The sequence below is a fragment of the Streptomyces sp. ME02-8801-2C genome (assembly GCF_033793965.1).
Classification (GTDB): Bacteria; Actinomycetota; Actinomycetes; order Streptomycetales; family Streptomycetaceae; genus Streptomyces.
Genome location: NZ_JARAXP010000004.1, coordinates 800,314 through 816,364, shown reverse-complemented (window position 1 = coordinate 816,364; position 16,051 = coordinate 800,314). Strand labels below are relative to the sequence as shown.

Here is a 16,051-nt window from a genome sequence, read left to right as displayed (position 1 = left end):
CGGAGGACATGCCCCCACCCGCACGAGTCTTCTTCGTGCTGCCTGGGGGCATTTTCTTGCTGTTCCGTGAGTCCGCGGCGTCCGTGGCCGCCCGCATCCTCGAAGGGTCGCTGGCGCTGCATCTGACCGAGAACTTCCGACACCAGCACGGCCGGAGGCCCGCAGCGGCGGAGATACGGTCCTGGGAACGCAGCCTTCCGGCACTCGTCAACGCCCTCATCGAGGCTGGGCTCGACGAGGTCGAGGTACTCATCGAGTACAGCCTCCCCCTCACGAGCAAGCGGGCGGACGCCGTGCTCGCCGGTGTCCACCCGACCACGGGCGAGCCGTCGTACGTCGTCGTGGAACTCAAGCAGTGGAGCGCGGCCTACCCGGAGGAGGACGAGCCGCTGCTGTGCCGGATCGACGCGTACGCGCAGCCCGTGCTCAACCCGATCGAGCAGGTCCGGGGCTACTGCGAGTACCTGCTGTCGTTCAACGGCGCGCTGGAGCGGATGCCCAGGTCACTGGCCGGTGTGGCATTCCTGCACAACGCCACCGAGTTCGGGGTCGCCGGTCTGCGGGCCGTCACCGAGGACATGCACGGCCGGATGTACACGGGTGAACAGCGCGGCGCCCTCCTGAACTTCCTGCGCTCGCGCCTCGCCGCGAAGCCCGGGGCGGAGGCGGCGGACATACTGCGTGACGCCAAGATCCGGCCTTCGAGGCAGCTGATGGCGGTCGCGGCGGCCGAGATCCGCGACCGCGAGCAGTTCGTACTCATCGCCGAGCAGCGGGTTGCCTACGAGCAGGTGATGTCCGCCGTACGCAAGGCCAAGCGGTCGAACCACAAGCAGGTGGTCGTGGTGACCGGCGGTCCCGGCTCCGGCAAGAGCGTGATCGCGATGTCTCTGCTGGGCGAGCTGTACCGGCGCGGGGTGCCCGCGCTGCACGCGACGGGGTCACAGTCGTTCACGAAGACGATGCGCAGGGTCGCGGGGGCGAAGAAACGCGAAGTCCAGCAGCTGTTCAAGTACTTCAACAGCTTCATGGACGCCGAGCCCAACGACCTCGACGTACTGATCTGCGACGAGGCCCACCGCCTCCGGAAGACCTCCGCCAATCGCTACACCAAGGCGGAGTTCCGTACCGGCCGCCCCCAGGTGGCGGAACTGATCGACGCGGCCCGAGTGCCCGTCTTCCTTCTCGACCAGCACCAGGTGGTGCGGCCCGGTGAGATGGGCACCAAGGAGGAGATCAAGCGGGCCGCCACCGAACAGGGCCTCGACTGCACGGTGGTGGAGCTGGACAGCCAGTTCCGGTGCGGCGGCAGTGAGGCGTACGAGAAGTGGGTCGTCGATCTGCTCGGCCTCGAAGGCGGCTCGCCCGCCCAGTGGGAACCGGACGGCAAGTTCGAACTGCTGACCGCCGAGAGTCCCCAGGAACTGGAGGACTACCTCATCGCGCGCCGCCAGGAGGAGTACAGCGCCCGGATGTCGGCCGGTTACTGCTGGAAGTGGACCACGAAGGTCACCCCGGACATGTCGACGCTGCCCGCCGACGTCGTCATCGGCGAGTGGGCCCGCCCATGGAACGTGTACGGCGACCGGTCCCTACTGGGGGCACCACCGGCGCCTCTCTGGGCCACCGACCCGGCGGGCTTCGGCCAAGTCGGCTGCGTCTACACCGCTCAGGGTTTCGAGTACGACTGGTCGGGCGTAATCATCGGCCCCGATCTGGTGTGGCGTACGGACCATTGGGTCGTGGACCGGTCGGCATCGAAGGACCCGTCCTTCACAAAGGCGACGTCGGACGCGGACATCAGTCAGCTCATCCGCAACACGTACAAGGTGCTGCTGACGCGGGGCATGATCGGCACGATCGTGTACTCGACGGACCCGGAGACCCGCGAGAAGCTGCGGTCACTCACTCGCTCAACGTCTGGGGTCGGAGCGCCCGCGCTCATGTAGCGCCCATGGGTGAATCAATCCCACCCCGGTTCGGCTGACACCCGGCAACACGTCTGCTTCCCGCCCGCCGACCGCCGTACATGCCACCCGGGCGCGAGCAGGTCGACAAACCCAAGCCCGCGCCCGGTCTCGGACTCGCGCTGTCGGGCGAGGTGGCCCGACGCCTGGGCGGTCGCCCGAACCGATGCCATGGACGATCACGGCGACGCCGTATGACTTCACGTACCGCCCCACCACGGGTGGAACGCAATCGCCGTAGGCCCGCGACGCATAAATATTGGAACTCCTTGGATATTCTTGGCATAGATTGGCTCTTGCGCTAAGGTGCCCCTTATGGCGGCATCACTTGAGGAGCTCGAGCAGCGCCTGTCCCACCTGCGCACCGAGTTGCGCGGCGCCGTACGCGCCCGGGACAAGGCCGAAACCACGCGCATCCGTCGCGCCCTGCGCGAGGCGGAGACCGCATGGGAGCAGGCTCTGGAGGCAGAGGCCGAGCCGGCCGCCGATGCGCTCGCAACCGGGGCCGAGACGCAAATGCCAGCCGAGGCGACGGGCGAACCGCGCCGTCAGGAGCGCCCTGCGCACGGCTCTATCCCGGTCCGTGAACAGGTACACCAAACGCTCACCCTGCTGGGTGCTCCCGCATCCCCAAAGCTCATCTCGTCCGCGTACGAGGCGTTCTTCACCGAGCCGCTCGTCGCCGCCAAGCTCGCCTCTCTACGCCGGGACGAGGAACGCTCTTTCACCGCGCAGGGTCATGCCCGCCCGTACTACATCTGCGCGGCGCTGACCCACGACCGCCTCGTGCCCGCCCGCGGGCTTCTGGCCCTGTCCACCTGGCCCGTGGAGCGGCGGATCATTACCCCGCTCAGCCCCCGGACCGACTTCCTCACCCACGCTGTCGGCACCGCCGAGCAGATCCAGCGACTGGCTAACGCAGGGCATCCAGCCCAGGACGCGGCCTGGCGGCTGCTGCGCCGGTTCGCCCTCACGATCCCAGGCGCCTGCGATTCCGCGGCCCCGGAGCCCGACCCCGCCCGTGTGATCGCCGCCGCCCAAGCTGAAGCGACCGTCCACCAGCAGGAGGACGACCAACGGCGGCAGGCAGCGGCGCGACGCGCCCGTACCCAACTGACCGACGCACAAGAGCTGTTCGGTGCTGCACCGCTGCGTGATGCCCTGCGTGACGCGAGCGGCAGCATGCACTGACCTCTCCTGGCGGAGACGACCACGGTCGTCCCACCCGCCGGCACACCTCCGAAGACGTCCCCGAAGCAGAGACGATGCCCTCGCAGCAGTCCGAACCCCCAGACGACAGGCTCACGCGGCTGCGCGGGCCGCGCCCCCCTCAGCCGTACACCGCCCGCAAGATCACCGCCCTGACCGCCAACCCCGCCTGCGCCCGCCGCGCCGTCCTCGACGCCGCGGGGGTGGACAAGGCGTTACTCGCCCAGCAGGTCGGATACGAGCCGCGCTTCGGCCAGTCGCCCTTCGCCCTCGCCCGCGAGCAGGCGTTCCACAGCCTCGTGAAGTGGGGCGGGTACGCCGAGCTCATCCGGCTGCTGCGCGAGGAGCTCTCCGTCCCCGTGGCGGAGGCCCATATAGAAGACCTCAACGAGGTGGGAGGCAACAGATCTCTGCCCGTACGGGAGCGCGAGACCCGCCGCCTCATCGCCCATGTGGCCTCCGGGCAGGACGTACGACTGATCCTCGACCGCCCCGTACTCACCCTCGAAGTCGCCGGACGGACGGCGTACCTCGAACCGGACGCCCTCACCCACCGCGTCGACGGGAGGTTCTACGTCGTCCTGATCCGCTCGTTCGCGGCGATCGACGGGCAGGCCAACCCGACGGCCGTGGCCCAGGCGGCCAAGCAGGCCGCCGTGTACGTCCTCGCCCTGCGCCGCGCCTTCGACGCCGCGGGACTGCCCGCCGAGCAGCTCGCCCACGACTTCCTGCTCGTCTGCCCGAAGGACTTCTCCAACCGGCCCTACGGCCGCCTGATCGACCTCCGGCAGGAGCTCGACGCCCTGCAGTTCCAGCTCACGCGGCTGCGGCGCGCCGAGGACCTGGCGGCGCAGCTCCCCGAGACGGCGACCCTGGACCCGGACCGGAGCTTGACCGAACTCTCCTCGTCCATAGAGGCGTTGGACGCCTCGTACGCACCCGCATGTCTCTCCTTCTGCGAGATGGCGCGCTACTGCCGCGACGAGGCCGACGGGTGTGCCTCACCGGCCCGTCTGGGCAGCGCCGTGCGCAACGACCTGCCGGGCATCGACTCCACCCGCACCGCGCTCGACTACCTGGACGGTGTCGCCGCCCCGGGAGAGGCCGAGACGGAAGCAGCCGACCTGCTGCGCGCCGCCGCCCGGCTCCGCCAGCTCCGCCGGAGGACCGCATGAGTGTCCTGTCCACCGTCGCGGCCCTTACGGCATCCCGCACCGGCCACGCCGAGCCGCTGACCACCGTCCGCCACCAGCACCTGGACCAGAAGCCGTTCGTGCTGGTGCCGCTCACCCTCGCCGGGGAGGCCTGCGCTCCCCTGGCCGCACTCGCGGGTACGGATCCGGCACACCCGACATTGCTGACCGTCCGTCAGCCACGGAACCGCGCCGAACGGTTCCGGTTCGCCGAGCGTCTCGCCACACTGCTGCTGGCGCACATCGACGGATGCCGGACGGAGACGGAGCCGTACACCGTCGGCCGTGGCAAGGAGAAGGCGGAACGCCTGCGCTGCCTGCGGGCCCCGCAGCTCCTCGTGCCGAACGGCGAGGGCATCGCGTACGTCCGCCTGCTCGGCCGTCTGACCAGGCTGCGCGCCACCGAAGGGCCGTACGCGGTGGCCCCGTCCGTGCCCACCCTCGGCAAGTGGCTGACCCGGTTCGCGGATCTGGCCGAATTCCCGGACTCCAGCATGCTCCTCGCGATGACCCGGCAGCTCGCCGCGCACTGGGCGACGGGCCAGAGCCCTTCGGAGGACTCCCACCTCGCGTCCCTGCTCGCCTGGATCGACCCGCCGGACGGCAGCGACGGCGCACGTGCGGCGCGGGAGGCGGAGGACCCCGCCGTGTGGCCCCCCGCCGGCCCGGCCACGGACCCGGTCTTCGACCGGACGCTCCACGAGCTGATGACGCGCTACGACGAGGCGTCCGACGAGCGCGCACGCGAGGCGGTCGGCCGTCAGATCGACGGTGAGTTGCGCGGCCAGATGCTGCCCACCTGGCAGCTGATGTGGCGCGGTGTGGAACTGCTCCGGGACCTGCCGGAGGGCGCCCACGTCCCCGAACGCTGGGCCTTCGACCGGCGCCTGTTCTCCGAGTACGCCGAGTACCTGGACGCGGACGGCCGCCCGCAGGCCCGCCGTGACCACGCCGTCGGGGCCGCGCGCCGCCTGGCCCGCCTGGAGGACGCGGTCGCCCGCTATGAGGCCCAGCGGGCCTACGACGATCCGCTGGTGATGGCGGAGTACGAGCTGGCGGGCGAGGCGTTCACGGGGACGGTGACCGCCAGGGACGAGAACCGGTTCGTGCCCGGCACCCGGCCCGGTTCCCAGGTGTGGCGGCCGACGATCACCCTCCGCACCGACGTCCCCGTCGAGCTCGCGGCCGGCACGGAGGTGAGGTCCCCGGCCCGCCCCGGCCAGGAGGGCCGAGTCCTCGAAGTACGGCACCAGGACGACGCCTGCACCGTGGTACTGGAACTCAAGGGCGGCTTCGCGAGGAAGCGCACGCCTCCGGCACCGCCCGGCACTCTCGCCGAGACCGGCGAGGAGCTGACGTACACCACACTCAACCCCACCTCCATGCCCGCCTCGCTGCCCGCCGAGGAGGACACTCCCTGGACCCACGGCGGCCCGCCGCGACCGTACGAACCCACCGACGAGGACGCAGAGGAGACCTGGGAGTGACCTCCACCATCCCCCGCACGGGAACCCACGACGGTCCCGATGACGATCCCGATGACGGTCGCACCCCTGGGGAGCGCGCCAACCAGGCGGTCGCCGACATCCTTTCCAGCCTCGACACGGCACCGGGCCGCGGCGTCGTCGTGGACTCCCCGCCCGGCGCCGGGAAGTCCACCCTGGTCGTGCGGGCGACCGGGCACCTGACGTCGGCGGGCCACCAGCTCATGATCGTCGCGCAGACCAACGAGCAGGTCGACGACCTGGTGGACCGCCTCGCACGCGAGCATCCCGGCCTGGCGATCGGCCGCCTGCACGCCGGCAGCCACACCCTTCCGCCTCGCGTCACCCGGCACCCCCACATCACCGGAAGCACCCAGGCGGCAGACCTGCGCGAGCTGCCCGTCGTGGTGTCCACCGCGAAGAAGTGGTCGTACGTCACCCCGGACAAGTGCCGACCGTGGCGCTGGGCCATCGTCGACGAGGCGTACCAGATGCGCTCGGACGCGCTCCTCGCGACGGCCCCGCTGTTCAGCGAGGACGGCTCACAGGTCCTCTTCGTCGGCGACCCCGGCCAGCTCGACCCCTTCGCCACCGTGGAGACCGACCGCTGGCACGGCCTGACCTGGGACCCCCTACGCAACGCGGTCGACGTGACACTCGCCCACACCCCGGACCTGGTACGCCACCAGCTCCCGGTCTCCTGGCGCCTGCCGGAGACGGCGGCCCCCCTCGTCGAGCAGGCCTTCTACCCCTTCTACCGCTTCGTCCCCGGTACGACGGCACAGGACCGCGTCCTTTCGTACGCAAGCCTCCCCCACGGCTCCACCCCGCTGGACGACGTCCTCACCCGCGCCGCCACCTCCGGCTGGGGCCACCTGGAACTCCCCGCCCGCCACACCCTCGACCAGGACCCCGAGGTCGCCGAAGCCCTCGCGGCGACGGCGGCCCGACTGCTGGAGCGCGGGGCGCTGGTCAACGGGGAGCCCCTCACCGAGGCACGCATCGCGATCGGCGCGGCCCGCACCGTGCAGGCGGACGCGGTCCGCACCCGCCTCGCCGACCGCGGCCTGACCGACATCACGGTGGACACCGCCAACCGCCTCCAGGGCCGCGAGTTCGACGTCACCCTGGTCTGGCACCCGCTGTCCGGCCGCCACGACGCCTCCGCCTTCCACCTGGAGACGGGCCGCCTGTGCGTCCTGCTCTCCCGACACCGCTTCGCGTGCATCGTGGTGGCCCGCGCCGGGATCCGGGATCTGCTGGACCGGCATCCGCGGAGTAGTCCGGTCTACCTGGATGTGCCGCCTAAGTTTCCGGATGGGTGGCGGGCGCATCAGGTGGTCATGGGGCATTTGGAGCGGGGGGAGCACCGAGTGCGCGGCTAACGAACGGGCGCGTCCTGTCGTGCCACACGTATCACCGAGGCCAGCGGCGGAAGGTGCGCCAAGGCCGGTGGTTCAAGCAGCCGATACTTGAACGGCGAGCAGAGCAGGGCAGCTCCGCACGAGGGAAGAAAAGCATTCACCCGCCAAGAACCGGAGATACCAGGACAGACAGGTAATGCGATCCCGGTAGGATGTGCTGGCCTAATTCATGTCCCCCTTCGCAAGGAGAGCCATCGTGGCTGACCCCTGGGTGTCTGCTGACGACATCGCGGCGCACCTTGGCGTTACCAAGGACACCGTCTACACGTGGATCGCCGAGCGCGGTTTGCCCGCGCACAAGATCGGCCGACTGTGGAAGTTTCAGGCCATCGAGGTCGACGACTGGGTGCGCGCCGGCAAGGCCGCCTCTCCAGCCCGTCCTTCTTGAGTCTCTGGGACTGGATTTCCGTGCACAAGACGATGACCTTCGTGAAGGAGGCGGAGTGAGCGAGTCTGATGGCGCTGGGCGCTACCGGCTGTCCTTCAGCGTTGGCGGGCTCTTCGTTCATGAGGCTCCGATCGCGGCGGACCTGTACCTGCGCCTGACCCGTGACTGGACACAGGTACGCGAGGCACTGGACGCGGACAATCTGCTGCAGGCCCGTACCGCCTCCTCTGCCCGCCGGATGGGCCGGGAGCTGGTGCAGCGCATGGCCGAGCTTGACGACAACGAGCTCGGGTTTCTGATGGAGGGCAGCTCGACCGAGCGGGCCTACCTAATGTGGGTCGCGGCCTGCCGCCGCTATGCCCTGGTTGGGGAGTTCGCCGAAGAGGTCGTGCGGGAACGCTTCTTGCTGATGACCCCGTCCTTGGAGCCGGAGCGGTTTGAGGACTTCGTACGGTCCAAGGCGTTGTGGCACGACGAGCTCGACGACCTGAGCGAGAGCACGCTGCGCAAGCTGCGCACCACTGTGTATCTGATGCTGCGCGAGGCCGGCCTGCTGACCGAGGCAGGGCAGATCATGCCCGCCCTGCTCTCGGAGCCTTTGACCCGCCTGTTGCGCCGCCGTCAGCCTTCCCAGGTCCGGTTTTTCCCGACCCTGATACCCATGACCGGAGACGACGATGACTGACCGGGCCTTGCCAGAGCAGGAGAAACACCTGTTCGACGTGCTCTCCTCCGACCGCTTTCTGCGGATGGAGGGGCTGGGTAACGAGGTGCCTTTCTTCATCCAGTGGTACCCACCGGACTGGGCGCGAGGCATGGACGATGCCCGCAAGCGGGTGACCAACCGCCTGTCCGCGCAAGGCATCACCGTGCGGGAGATCAACCTGTACGATCTGTCGATCGACCTGCTTAAGGACCGGGGGGTGTGGGAGCAGGTGCTGGCCGTGGAGCCGGAGCTGGGCAAGGACGAATTCCGTGAGCTGCTGCAGGGCATGCTTGACCCGCAGGACTACCTGGCCCCGGCTGTCGGCGAACGGATTGCCGACAGCGGTTTCGACATCCTGTTCCTGACCGGGATCGGGGAGGTCTTCCCCTACATCCGCTCCCATAACGTGCTCAACAACCTGCAGAGCGTCGTGGTGGGCAAACCGATGCTCATGTTCTTCCCCGGCAAGTACGCGCAGTCCGAGACTCTCGGCTCCTCGCTGGTGCTGTTCGGGCTACTGCAGGACGACCAGTATTACCGGGCCAAGGACATCCAGGAACAGGAGGCCTGAGCGATGCTTCTGGGCACCATCTTCGCCAAGGACGTGCAGCGCCCCATCGAGGGCGTCATCAAAGCCGATGACACCTCGCACCTCGCTACCGAGGTCGAGGAGTACGTCCTGACCAACGAGGCCGCCAAGGGCCTGGAGATCTTGCTAGAGGAGTACACCAACTACCAGCACGCCAACGGAGTGTGGATCTCGGGCTTCTTCGGCTCGGGTAAGTCCCACCTGCTCAAAATGCTTGCTCACCTGCTGGGCAACGTCGATGGGCAGGACTTCTCCCGCGCCCAGGTCTCCGAGGCCTTCCGGAGTAAGGCTTCGGCGGACAATGCGTTCCTTGCAGCGCTGCTGGACAAGGCTGACCGTATCGGCGCGCACAGCCTGCTGTTCAACATCGACCAGAAGGCCGACGTTATCAGCAAGGACCAGGAAGACGCCCTGCTGCAGGTCTTCGTCAAGGTCTTCAACGAGCACCGCGGCTACTACGGCAAGCAGGGGCACGTCGCCCGCTTCGAGCGCGACCTGGACCGTAACGGCCAGTTCGAGGACTTCCAGGCCGCCTACCAGCGCATCGCGAACAAGCCCTGGAACAAGGGGCGTGAGGAAAGCGTGCTGCAGGAGTTCAATATCTCCCAGGCCTACGCCGAGGTTTCTAGGCAGACCGACGGCCGTCCCACGATGATCCTGACCAAGTACCGGCAGGAGTACTCGGTCTCCATCGAGGACTTCGCCGAGGAGGTCAAAGACTGGCTGGACGCCCAGGAGGATCCGCAGACGCGCCTGAACTTCTTCGTTGACGAGGTCGGACAGTTCATCGGCACCAATAGCCGACTGATGCTGAACCTGCAGACCATCGCCGAAGCCCTCAACTCCAAGTGCAACGGGCGCGCCTGGGTGTTCGTGACTTCCCAGGAGGACATGGAGAAGGTCATAGGGGACCGCACCCGCTCCCAGAGCCACGACTTCTCCAAGATTCAGGCCCGCTTCAAGACCCGCCTGAAGCTGACCAGCGCTGATGTCGAAGAGGTCATCCGCAAGCGTCTGCTGCGCAAGAACGAGCAGGGAGCTGCCGCACTGGAGGGCGTGCACGCCGAGCAGCACCCCAACTTCCGCACCCTGTTCGACTTTGTCGAGGGCACGACATACCGCAACTACCCCGACGAAGCCTCCTTCGTGGGCACCTACCCGTTCGTGACCTACCAGTTCCCGCTGTTCCAGTCCGCGATCCAGGGCATCTCCGACCACAACTACTTCGAGGGCCGTAGCAGCTCGGTTGGCGAGCGTTCCATGCTCGGGGTCGTGCAGGAGGTTGCCAAGGAGCTCGGAGAGCTTCCAGTTGGATCGCTGGCGACCTTTGACCAGATGTACTCCGGCATCCGTGCGGCACTGCAGTCTGCCGCGCAGCGGGTCATCGCCCGCGCCGAGCAGAACCTGCCCGAGAACCAGCTGGCCGTGCGCCTACTCAAAGCCCTGTTCCTCGTCAAGCACGTCGATGGGTTCGTCGCCAACCCGCACAATCTGACGGTGCTGGTTACCGATCGGTTTGATCGGGACATCGCCGAGCTGACCCGTCAGGTCAAGGCGTCCCTGGACCTGCTGGAGACCGAGAACTACATCCAGCGCACCGGGACCGTGTATGCCTTCCTCACCAATGACGAGCAGGAGATGGAGGCGGAGATCAAGAACGTCGACATCGAGCCCGGCGAGGTCAAGGGTCGACTGTTCAAGATCCTGTCGGAGGACGTGGTGCGCCTGAACAAGGTGCGCTACGCCAAGAACAACCAGGATTTTGCCTTCTCCTACAAGCTCGACGACCAGCCCTACAGCCGCAACCAGCAGGCTGACCTGACGCTGCACTACATCAGCCCGGACTACGAGTACAACTTCGATGTCGTCAAGGCTCACAGCGCGGGCCGGGACGAGCTGCGCGTGGTCCTGGGCGACGACGCCCAGGCCATGGCTGACCTGCAGCAGGTCATCCGCACCGAGAAGTACATCAAGCGCCGTCAGACGACCTCACTGTCGGCTTCCCAGCAGCAGGTCCTGCAGGCCAAGGCCGCGCAGAACATTGAGCGCACCAAGGACGTGATCGAGCGACTGCGCACCATGGTGGGCAAGGCTCGCCTGGTGATCAACACGGCCGAGGTGCCTATGACCTCTGCTGACGCCGAGTCTCGCGTGCGTGAGGGCATGCAGGAGCTCATCACACGTATCTACACCAGCCTGCAGATGCTGGGCGGGGTGCGCTATCAGGACAACCAGATCCAGGCGGCAGCCAACCCCGAGGAGCAGGTCCTCTTCGATGCCGAGGGCCTGTCCAAGTTGGAAGTGCCTGCAGGCGAGGTGCTCTCACACGTGACTCGGCGGGGTAACAAGGGTGAGCAGGTCACCGTCAAGGCGCTGGTCGACCGGTACAGCACCAAGCCGTTCGGGTGGGACCTGCCCTCCATCGAGGTCGTGATCGCCCGTCTGGTGGGAACCGGCAGGCTCACCCTGAGCATGGACGGTGCCATCCTCAAGCGCACCGAGGTCCCGCGGGCGCTAAGCAACACCCAGAAGCACTCCCACATCCTGGTCTCCCAGCAGAAGACCTTTGACGCCCGCACAATCAAGGATCTGCAGCACTTCGCCAAGGACTTCTTCGACGAACCGAGCGTGCCCGGCGACCCGTTGGAACTGGGCCGATACGCGGCCGACAATCTGGAGAAGAAGCGCGCCGAGCTGGCCGGCTACCGGGAGCAGCAAGACCGCTACCCGTTCCTGGCCGGGTTGGACGGTCCGATCGCGCTGCTGCAGCAGGCCGTGGGCAAGGGTGAGGAGTGGTATCTGACCGAGTTCCCCATGGCCGAAGACCTGCTGGATGCTAAGGACGACCAGATCACCCCGGCCGTGAGCTTCTTCAAGGGCGCCCAGAGGGGCATCTACGACTCCGCCCGCGACTTCCTGCAGATCAACAGCACCAATCTCGGCTACCTCGAGGCAGACGCTACCGGACAGGTCCAGGCCTTGCTGGACGATGAGGACCTGCTGCGCGGCGGCAAGATCACCAAGCTCAAGCAGGCCGTGGAGAACCTGCAGGCCCACGTCGCTGCCCGCGTCGAGCAGGCTCGCCAAGAGGTCACGGCCAGCATCACCGACCGGGTGCGGTTGCTACAGGAGACCAGCGACTACCAGCAGGCCGCCGACGCTGCCCGTCAGCAGGCCGACCAGAACGTCAAGGCCCTGTTGGACAGGATTGCCTCAGCTGACCAGATCGCCACGGTCAACATGCTCGCCAGCGCCTTCACCGACACTGGCTACCCCGCGCTTCTGGATTCCCTGACCAGCAGCATCCCCCAGCCCGAATCCGAGCAGTCCAGCGTCCCCGGCGGTTCTGAGGCTGAGGGCGCAGGCGGGCAGGCCAGCACTCCCGTGCAGGTGCCGGTCAAGCACACAACCGTCTCCATCAAGTACGTCAAGGTCACCGGTGGGCCCACCCTGCTGGAAAACCCCCAGGATGTGGACGCCTATCTCGACGCCCTGCGCCAGGCTCTCATCACCACCATCGCCTCCGGGAAGCGAGTGACCTTGTGATGGACACCAACGCGCTGAAGAACTTCGCGACCTGGGCACGCACCACCCTGCTGCGCGAGGTCGAGGCCCGAACGACGGCCGTCCTAGCCGCAGGGTCGATCGAACGTGTCGAGCACCCCGGGCGCGTCCGCCGCATGGAAGCTGACATCCAGGCGGCCGGAGGCGGGCAGGCCGGCCGTCAGGCCGTGGTCGACAAGGTCGCCTACACCTGGTTCAACCGCATCATTGCGCTGCGCTTCATGGATGCCAACGGGTACACCGGTGTCGGGGTAGTCTCCCCGTCCGAAGGTCAGCCGGGTGGGCAGCCTGAGATCCTGGTCGACGCCAAGAACGGCGTCTTCGACGCCGACGTCGTCCGTCAGACCGTGATCGACGAGGTCAATGCTCTGCTGGACGAGCAGCGCACTAGCAACGATCCCCAGGGCGAGGCCTATACGTGCCTGCTGGCCGAGTATTGCCACCACTGGCACCAGAAGATGCCGTTCATGTTCGAGTCCGACGACTTGCAGGACTACACCGAGCTGCTGTTGCCTGCCGCCCTGCTGGCTGAGGACTCCATCGTCTCCCGTACCGCCACGGCCCTCACCGCGGAGGTGTGCAAGGACGTCGAGGTCATCGGGTGGCTATACCAGTTCTACATCGCGGAGCGCAAGGACGAGGTCTTCGCGGGCATCAAGAAGAACAAGAAGGCCGGCGCCGAGGAGATCCCGGCGGCCACCCAGCTCTTCACCCCGCACTGGATCGTGCGGTACCTCGTGGAGAACTCTGTGGGGCGCCTGTGGATGCTTAACCATCCCGGCTCGTACCTGGTCGACCAGATGGACTACTACATCGCCCCGACCGACGAGCAGACCGACTTCCTGAAGATCACCTCCCCCGAAGAGCTGACGGTCATCGACCCGGCCTGCGGATCCGGGCACATGCTGACCTATGCTTTCGACCTGCTGTACGCGATCTACGAGGAAGAGGGCTACGCACCCTCCGAGATCCCGGCCGCGATCCTGACTCATAACCTCTACGGCACCGAGATCGACCCTCGCGCCGCAGCCCTGGCAGCCTTCGCGCTGACGATGAAGGCTCGCGCCCGCCACCGCCGCTTCTTCGCCAAGCAGACCGAGCCCAACATTTGTGTGCTCAACCCAATCGCCTTTACCCCGACCGAGCTGGGCCTCTTGGTCACCAAGGATGGTGACCGGTACCAGGAGGAGATGTTCTGGAACCAGTTCCAGCACGCCAGCACCCTGGGCTCGCTGATCCAGCCTGACGCCTCGCTCATTGACCAGCTTCACCAGCACATCGAGACCACGCTCAAGGTCAGTGACGACCTCCTTTCTGGGGCCCTCTTTCCCAAGGCGGCGCGTGTGCTGCAGCAGGCCCAGTACCTGCAAGCCCGCTACACCACGGTTGTCGCCAATCCCCCATACATGGGCGGGCGCAGCATGGATACCGTCCTGGCGGACTTCGCCAAGGAGGAGTACGCCAACTCCAAGGCAGACCTGTTCTCGATGTTCATCGAACGGGCGCTGAGCCTGCTGATCCAGCAGGGTTTGGCCGCGATGATCACTATGCAGGGTTGGGCATTCTTGTCCTCCTTTACCAAGCTGCGCGAGGCGGTCCTGGCTAAGGCGAATGTCCATCTCTTCGCTCACCTGGGGCCCCGAGCCTTCGACAGCATCGGCGGCGAGGTGGTCACCACCGCAGCCTTCGTACTCGAAGAAGCGCCTACGAAGCGGAGTGCAGGGACCTACATCCGTCTGACCGACGGGCGCAATGAAGCCGAGAAGAGCGCCACCCTGCGTGCCGCTGCCAAGGAGGAGAATCACCCGCAGCGTTACAAGGTCGACCCCGACGCTCTGAGCACGATTCCCGGCAAGCCACTGACGTACTGGGTCACCGAAGGTGCCGTGCATGCCATCGCTAAGTTCCCGACTCTTGGTGAAGCCGCCAAGCCCCGCCAGGGCCTGGCCACCTCTGACAACGACCGCTTCCTAAAGCAGTGGTGGGAGCCGGCCTTCGGCCAGATTGGCTTCGGAATGTCCGGCCGTCCTGCTGCGCAGGAGTCAAAGCGGCGTTGGTTCCCTTGCCAGAAGGGCGGGCCCTTCCGTAAGTGGTACGGAAATCACTTGTTGGTGGTCAACTGGCACAACGACGGCGAGGAGATGCTCGCGCTGGCCGCAGACTTGTACGGCTCGCCGACCCGCACAGTGAAGAACATGCCGTTCTACTTCCGCGAGGGCGGTACCTGGTCGACCATCTCGGCCAACTCTTTCGCCATGCGCTACAGCCCCAAGGGATTTATTTCTGAGCACAAGGGGTCGATCTGCTTCACCGATGACGAGGCGACCTTGAAGGCGGTCATCGCCTACGCCAATAGCTCCAGCGCTGACTACTTCCTGGGACTGACCTCTCCCACGCTGGACTTCCTTGAGGGGCCGGTCAGCCGGTTGCCCTTCGATCCCGAGGTCTCGTCTGAGGTGATCGAGCGAGTTGATCGGTGTATCGAGATCGCTCGGCAGGACTGGGACTCCCGTGAGGACTCCTGGGACTTCCAGCGTTCCCCGTTCCTGCAGGAACAGTTCACCAGTACGCAAGCGCTGGCCGAACGGTACGAGCTGATCCGCCAGCAGCAGCGCGACGAGGTACACGAAGTCCGTGGCCTGGAGGCGACGAACAACGTCTACTTCGCCGACCACTACGGCATCTCCGGTGATGTCGAGGTCGACGTGGCTGCTGAAGACGTGCCCCTATGCGCCAACCCTGACTTCACCTTCTCTCACCTGAACAGCGCCGACGAGCGCGAAGCTGCCATGCGCGCCTCGATGGCCACGGACCTGGTGTCCTACGCAGTGGGGTGCATCTTCGGCCGCTACAGCCTGGACACACCTGGCCTAATTCTGGCCGATCAGGAAAGCAGCATGGCCGCCTATCAGGCTGAAATCCCCGAGCCGTCGTTCCTGACAGACGAGGACAACGTCATCCCGGTGCTGGGAGACGACCGGTTCGAGGACGACGTTGTCGCGCGTTTCCGTAAGTTCCTGCGTGCAGCGTTCGGTGAGGAGCGCTTCGAGGAGAACCTGCGCTTCGTGACCGAGGCGCTGGATGTCAAGGACATGCGGGAGTACTTCGTCAAGAAGTTCTATGAAGGCCACGTCCAGCGATACAAGAAGCGCCCTATCTACTGGATGTTCTCCAGCCCGAAGGGAACCTTCAACGCACTGGTCTACCTACACCGCTACACACCCTCGACGGCCAGTACGGTGCTGGGCTACCTGCGCGAGTACCGCAACAAGCTGGCCTCTGCCCTAGAGAACGCCGAGCGCACTGCGCAGAGCGCTACGGGGCGGGAGGCCGCTGCCGCGCGCAAAGAGGCCGTGAAGTTGCGCAAGGACTTGGTCGAGCTGGAGGCCTACGAGCACGAGGTGCTCTACCCCCTGGCCACCCAGCGCATTGAGCTGGACCTGAACGACGGGGTCAAGGCCAACTACCCTAAGCTCGGCCGTGCGCTGAAGAAGATCAATGGCCTGGAGGCCAAATGACCTCGATCG

Annotated in this window: 10 protein-coding genes; all 10 read left to right on the top strand. The window is 66.6% G+C overall.

Going from position 1 to position 16,051, the window contains the following annotated elements; genetic code table 11:
- Positions 1-56 precede the first annotated feature (56 nt).
- On the top strand, positions 57-1,949 hold the full coding sequence (locus PV396_RS16840) for a DUF2075 domain-containing protein (protein ID WP_319205350.1): 1,893 nt from the start codon (positions 57-59) through the stop codon (positions 1,947-1,949).
- Between the two features lie 333 nt (positions 1,950-2,282).
- Positions 2,283-3,158, top strand: a complete 876-nt coding sequence (locus PV396_RS16835; protein ID WP_319205348.1) for a hypothetical protein — start codon at positions 2,283-2,285, stop codon at positions 3,156-3,158.
- 74 nt (positions 3,159-3,232) lie between these two features.
- The gene (locus PV396_RS16830) at positions 3,233-4,351 is read left to right on the top strand and encodes a hypothetical protein (protein WP_319205346.1); all 1,119 of its coding nucleotides are present in this window, start codon (positions 3,233-3,235) and stop codon (positions 4,349-4,351) included.
- Positions 4,348-5,856, top strand: a complete 1,509-nt coding sequence (locus PV396_RS16825) for a hypothetical protein (protein ID WP_319205344.1) — start codon at positions 4,348-4,350, stop codon at positions 5,854-5,856. The genes PV396_RS16830 and PV396_RS16825 overlap by 4 nt, the downstream gene beginning before the upstream one ends.
- An 8-nt stretch (positions 5,857-5,864) precedes the next feature.
- Complete coding sequence (locus PV396_RS16820; protein WP_416071425.1) at positions 5,865-7,238, top strand: AAA family ATPase; 1,374 nt, start codon at positions 5,865-5,867, stop codon at positions 7,236-7,238.
- A 232-nt stretch (positions 7,239-7,470) separates the two neighbouring features.
- Complete coding sequence (locus PV396_RS16815; protein ID WP_416071424.1) at positions 7,471-7,665, top strand: helix-turn-helix domain-containing protein; 195 nt, start codon at positions 7,471-7,473, stop codon at positions 7,663-7,665.
- A 55-nt stretch (positions 7,666-7,720) separates the two neighbouring features.
- On the top strand, positions 7,721-8,350 hold the full coding sequence (locus PV396_RS16810) for a DUF1819 family protein (protein ID WP_319205340.1): 630 nt from the start codon (positions 7,721-7,723) through the stop codon (positions 8,348-8,350).
- Positions 8,343-8,942, top strand: a complete 600-nt coding sequence (locus tag PV396_RS16805) for a DUF1788 domain-containing protein (RefSeq protein ID WP_319205338.1) — start codon at positions 8,343-8,345, stop codon at positions 8,940-8,942. The genes PV396_RS16810 and PV396_RS16805 overlap by 8 nt, the downstream gene beginning before the upstream one ends.
- Before the next feature lie 3 nt (positions 8,943-8,945).
- Complete coding sequence (gene brxC / locus PV396_RS16800; RefSeq protein WP_319205336.1) at positions 8,946-12,506, top strand: BREX system P-loop protein BrxC; 3,561 nt, start codon at positions 8,946-8,948, stop codon at positions 12,504-12,506.
- The gene (gene pglX / locus PV396_RS16795; protein ID WP_319205334.1) at positions 12,506-16,042 is read left to right on the top strand and encodes a BREX-1 system adenine-specific DNA-methyltransferase PglX; all 3,537 of its coding nucleotides are present in this window, start codon (positions 12,506-12,508) and stop codon (positions 16,040-16,042) included. The genes brxC and pglX overlap by 1 nt, the downstream gene beginning before the upstream one ends.
- Positions 16,043-16,051: the final 9 nt, after the last annotated feature.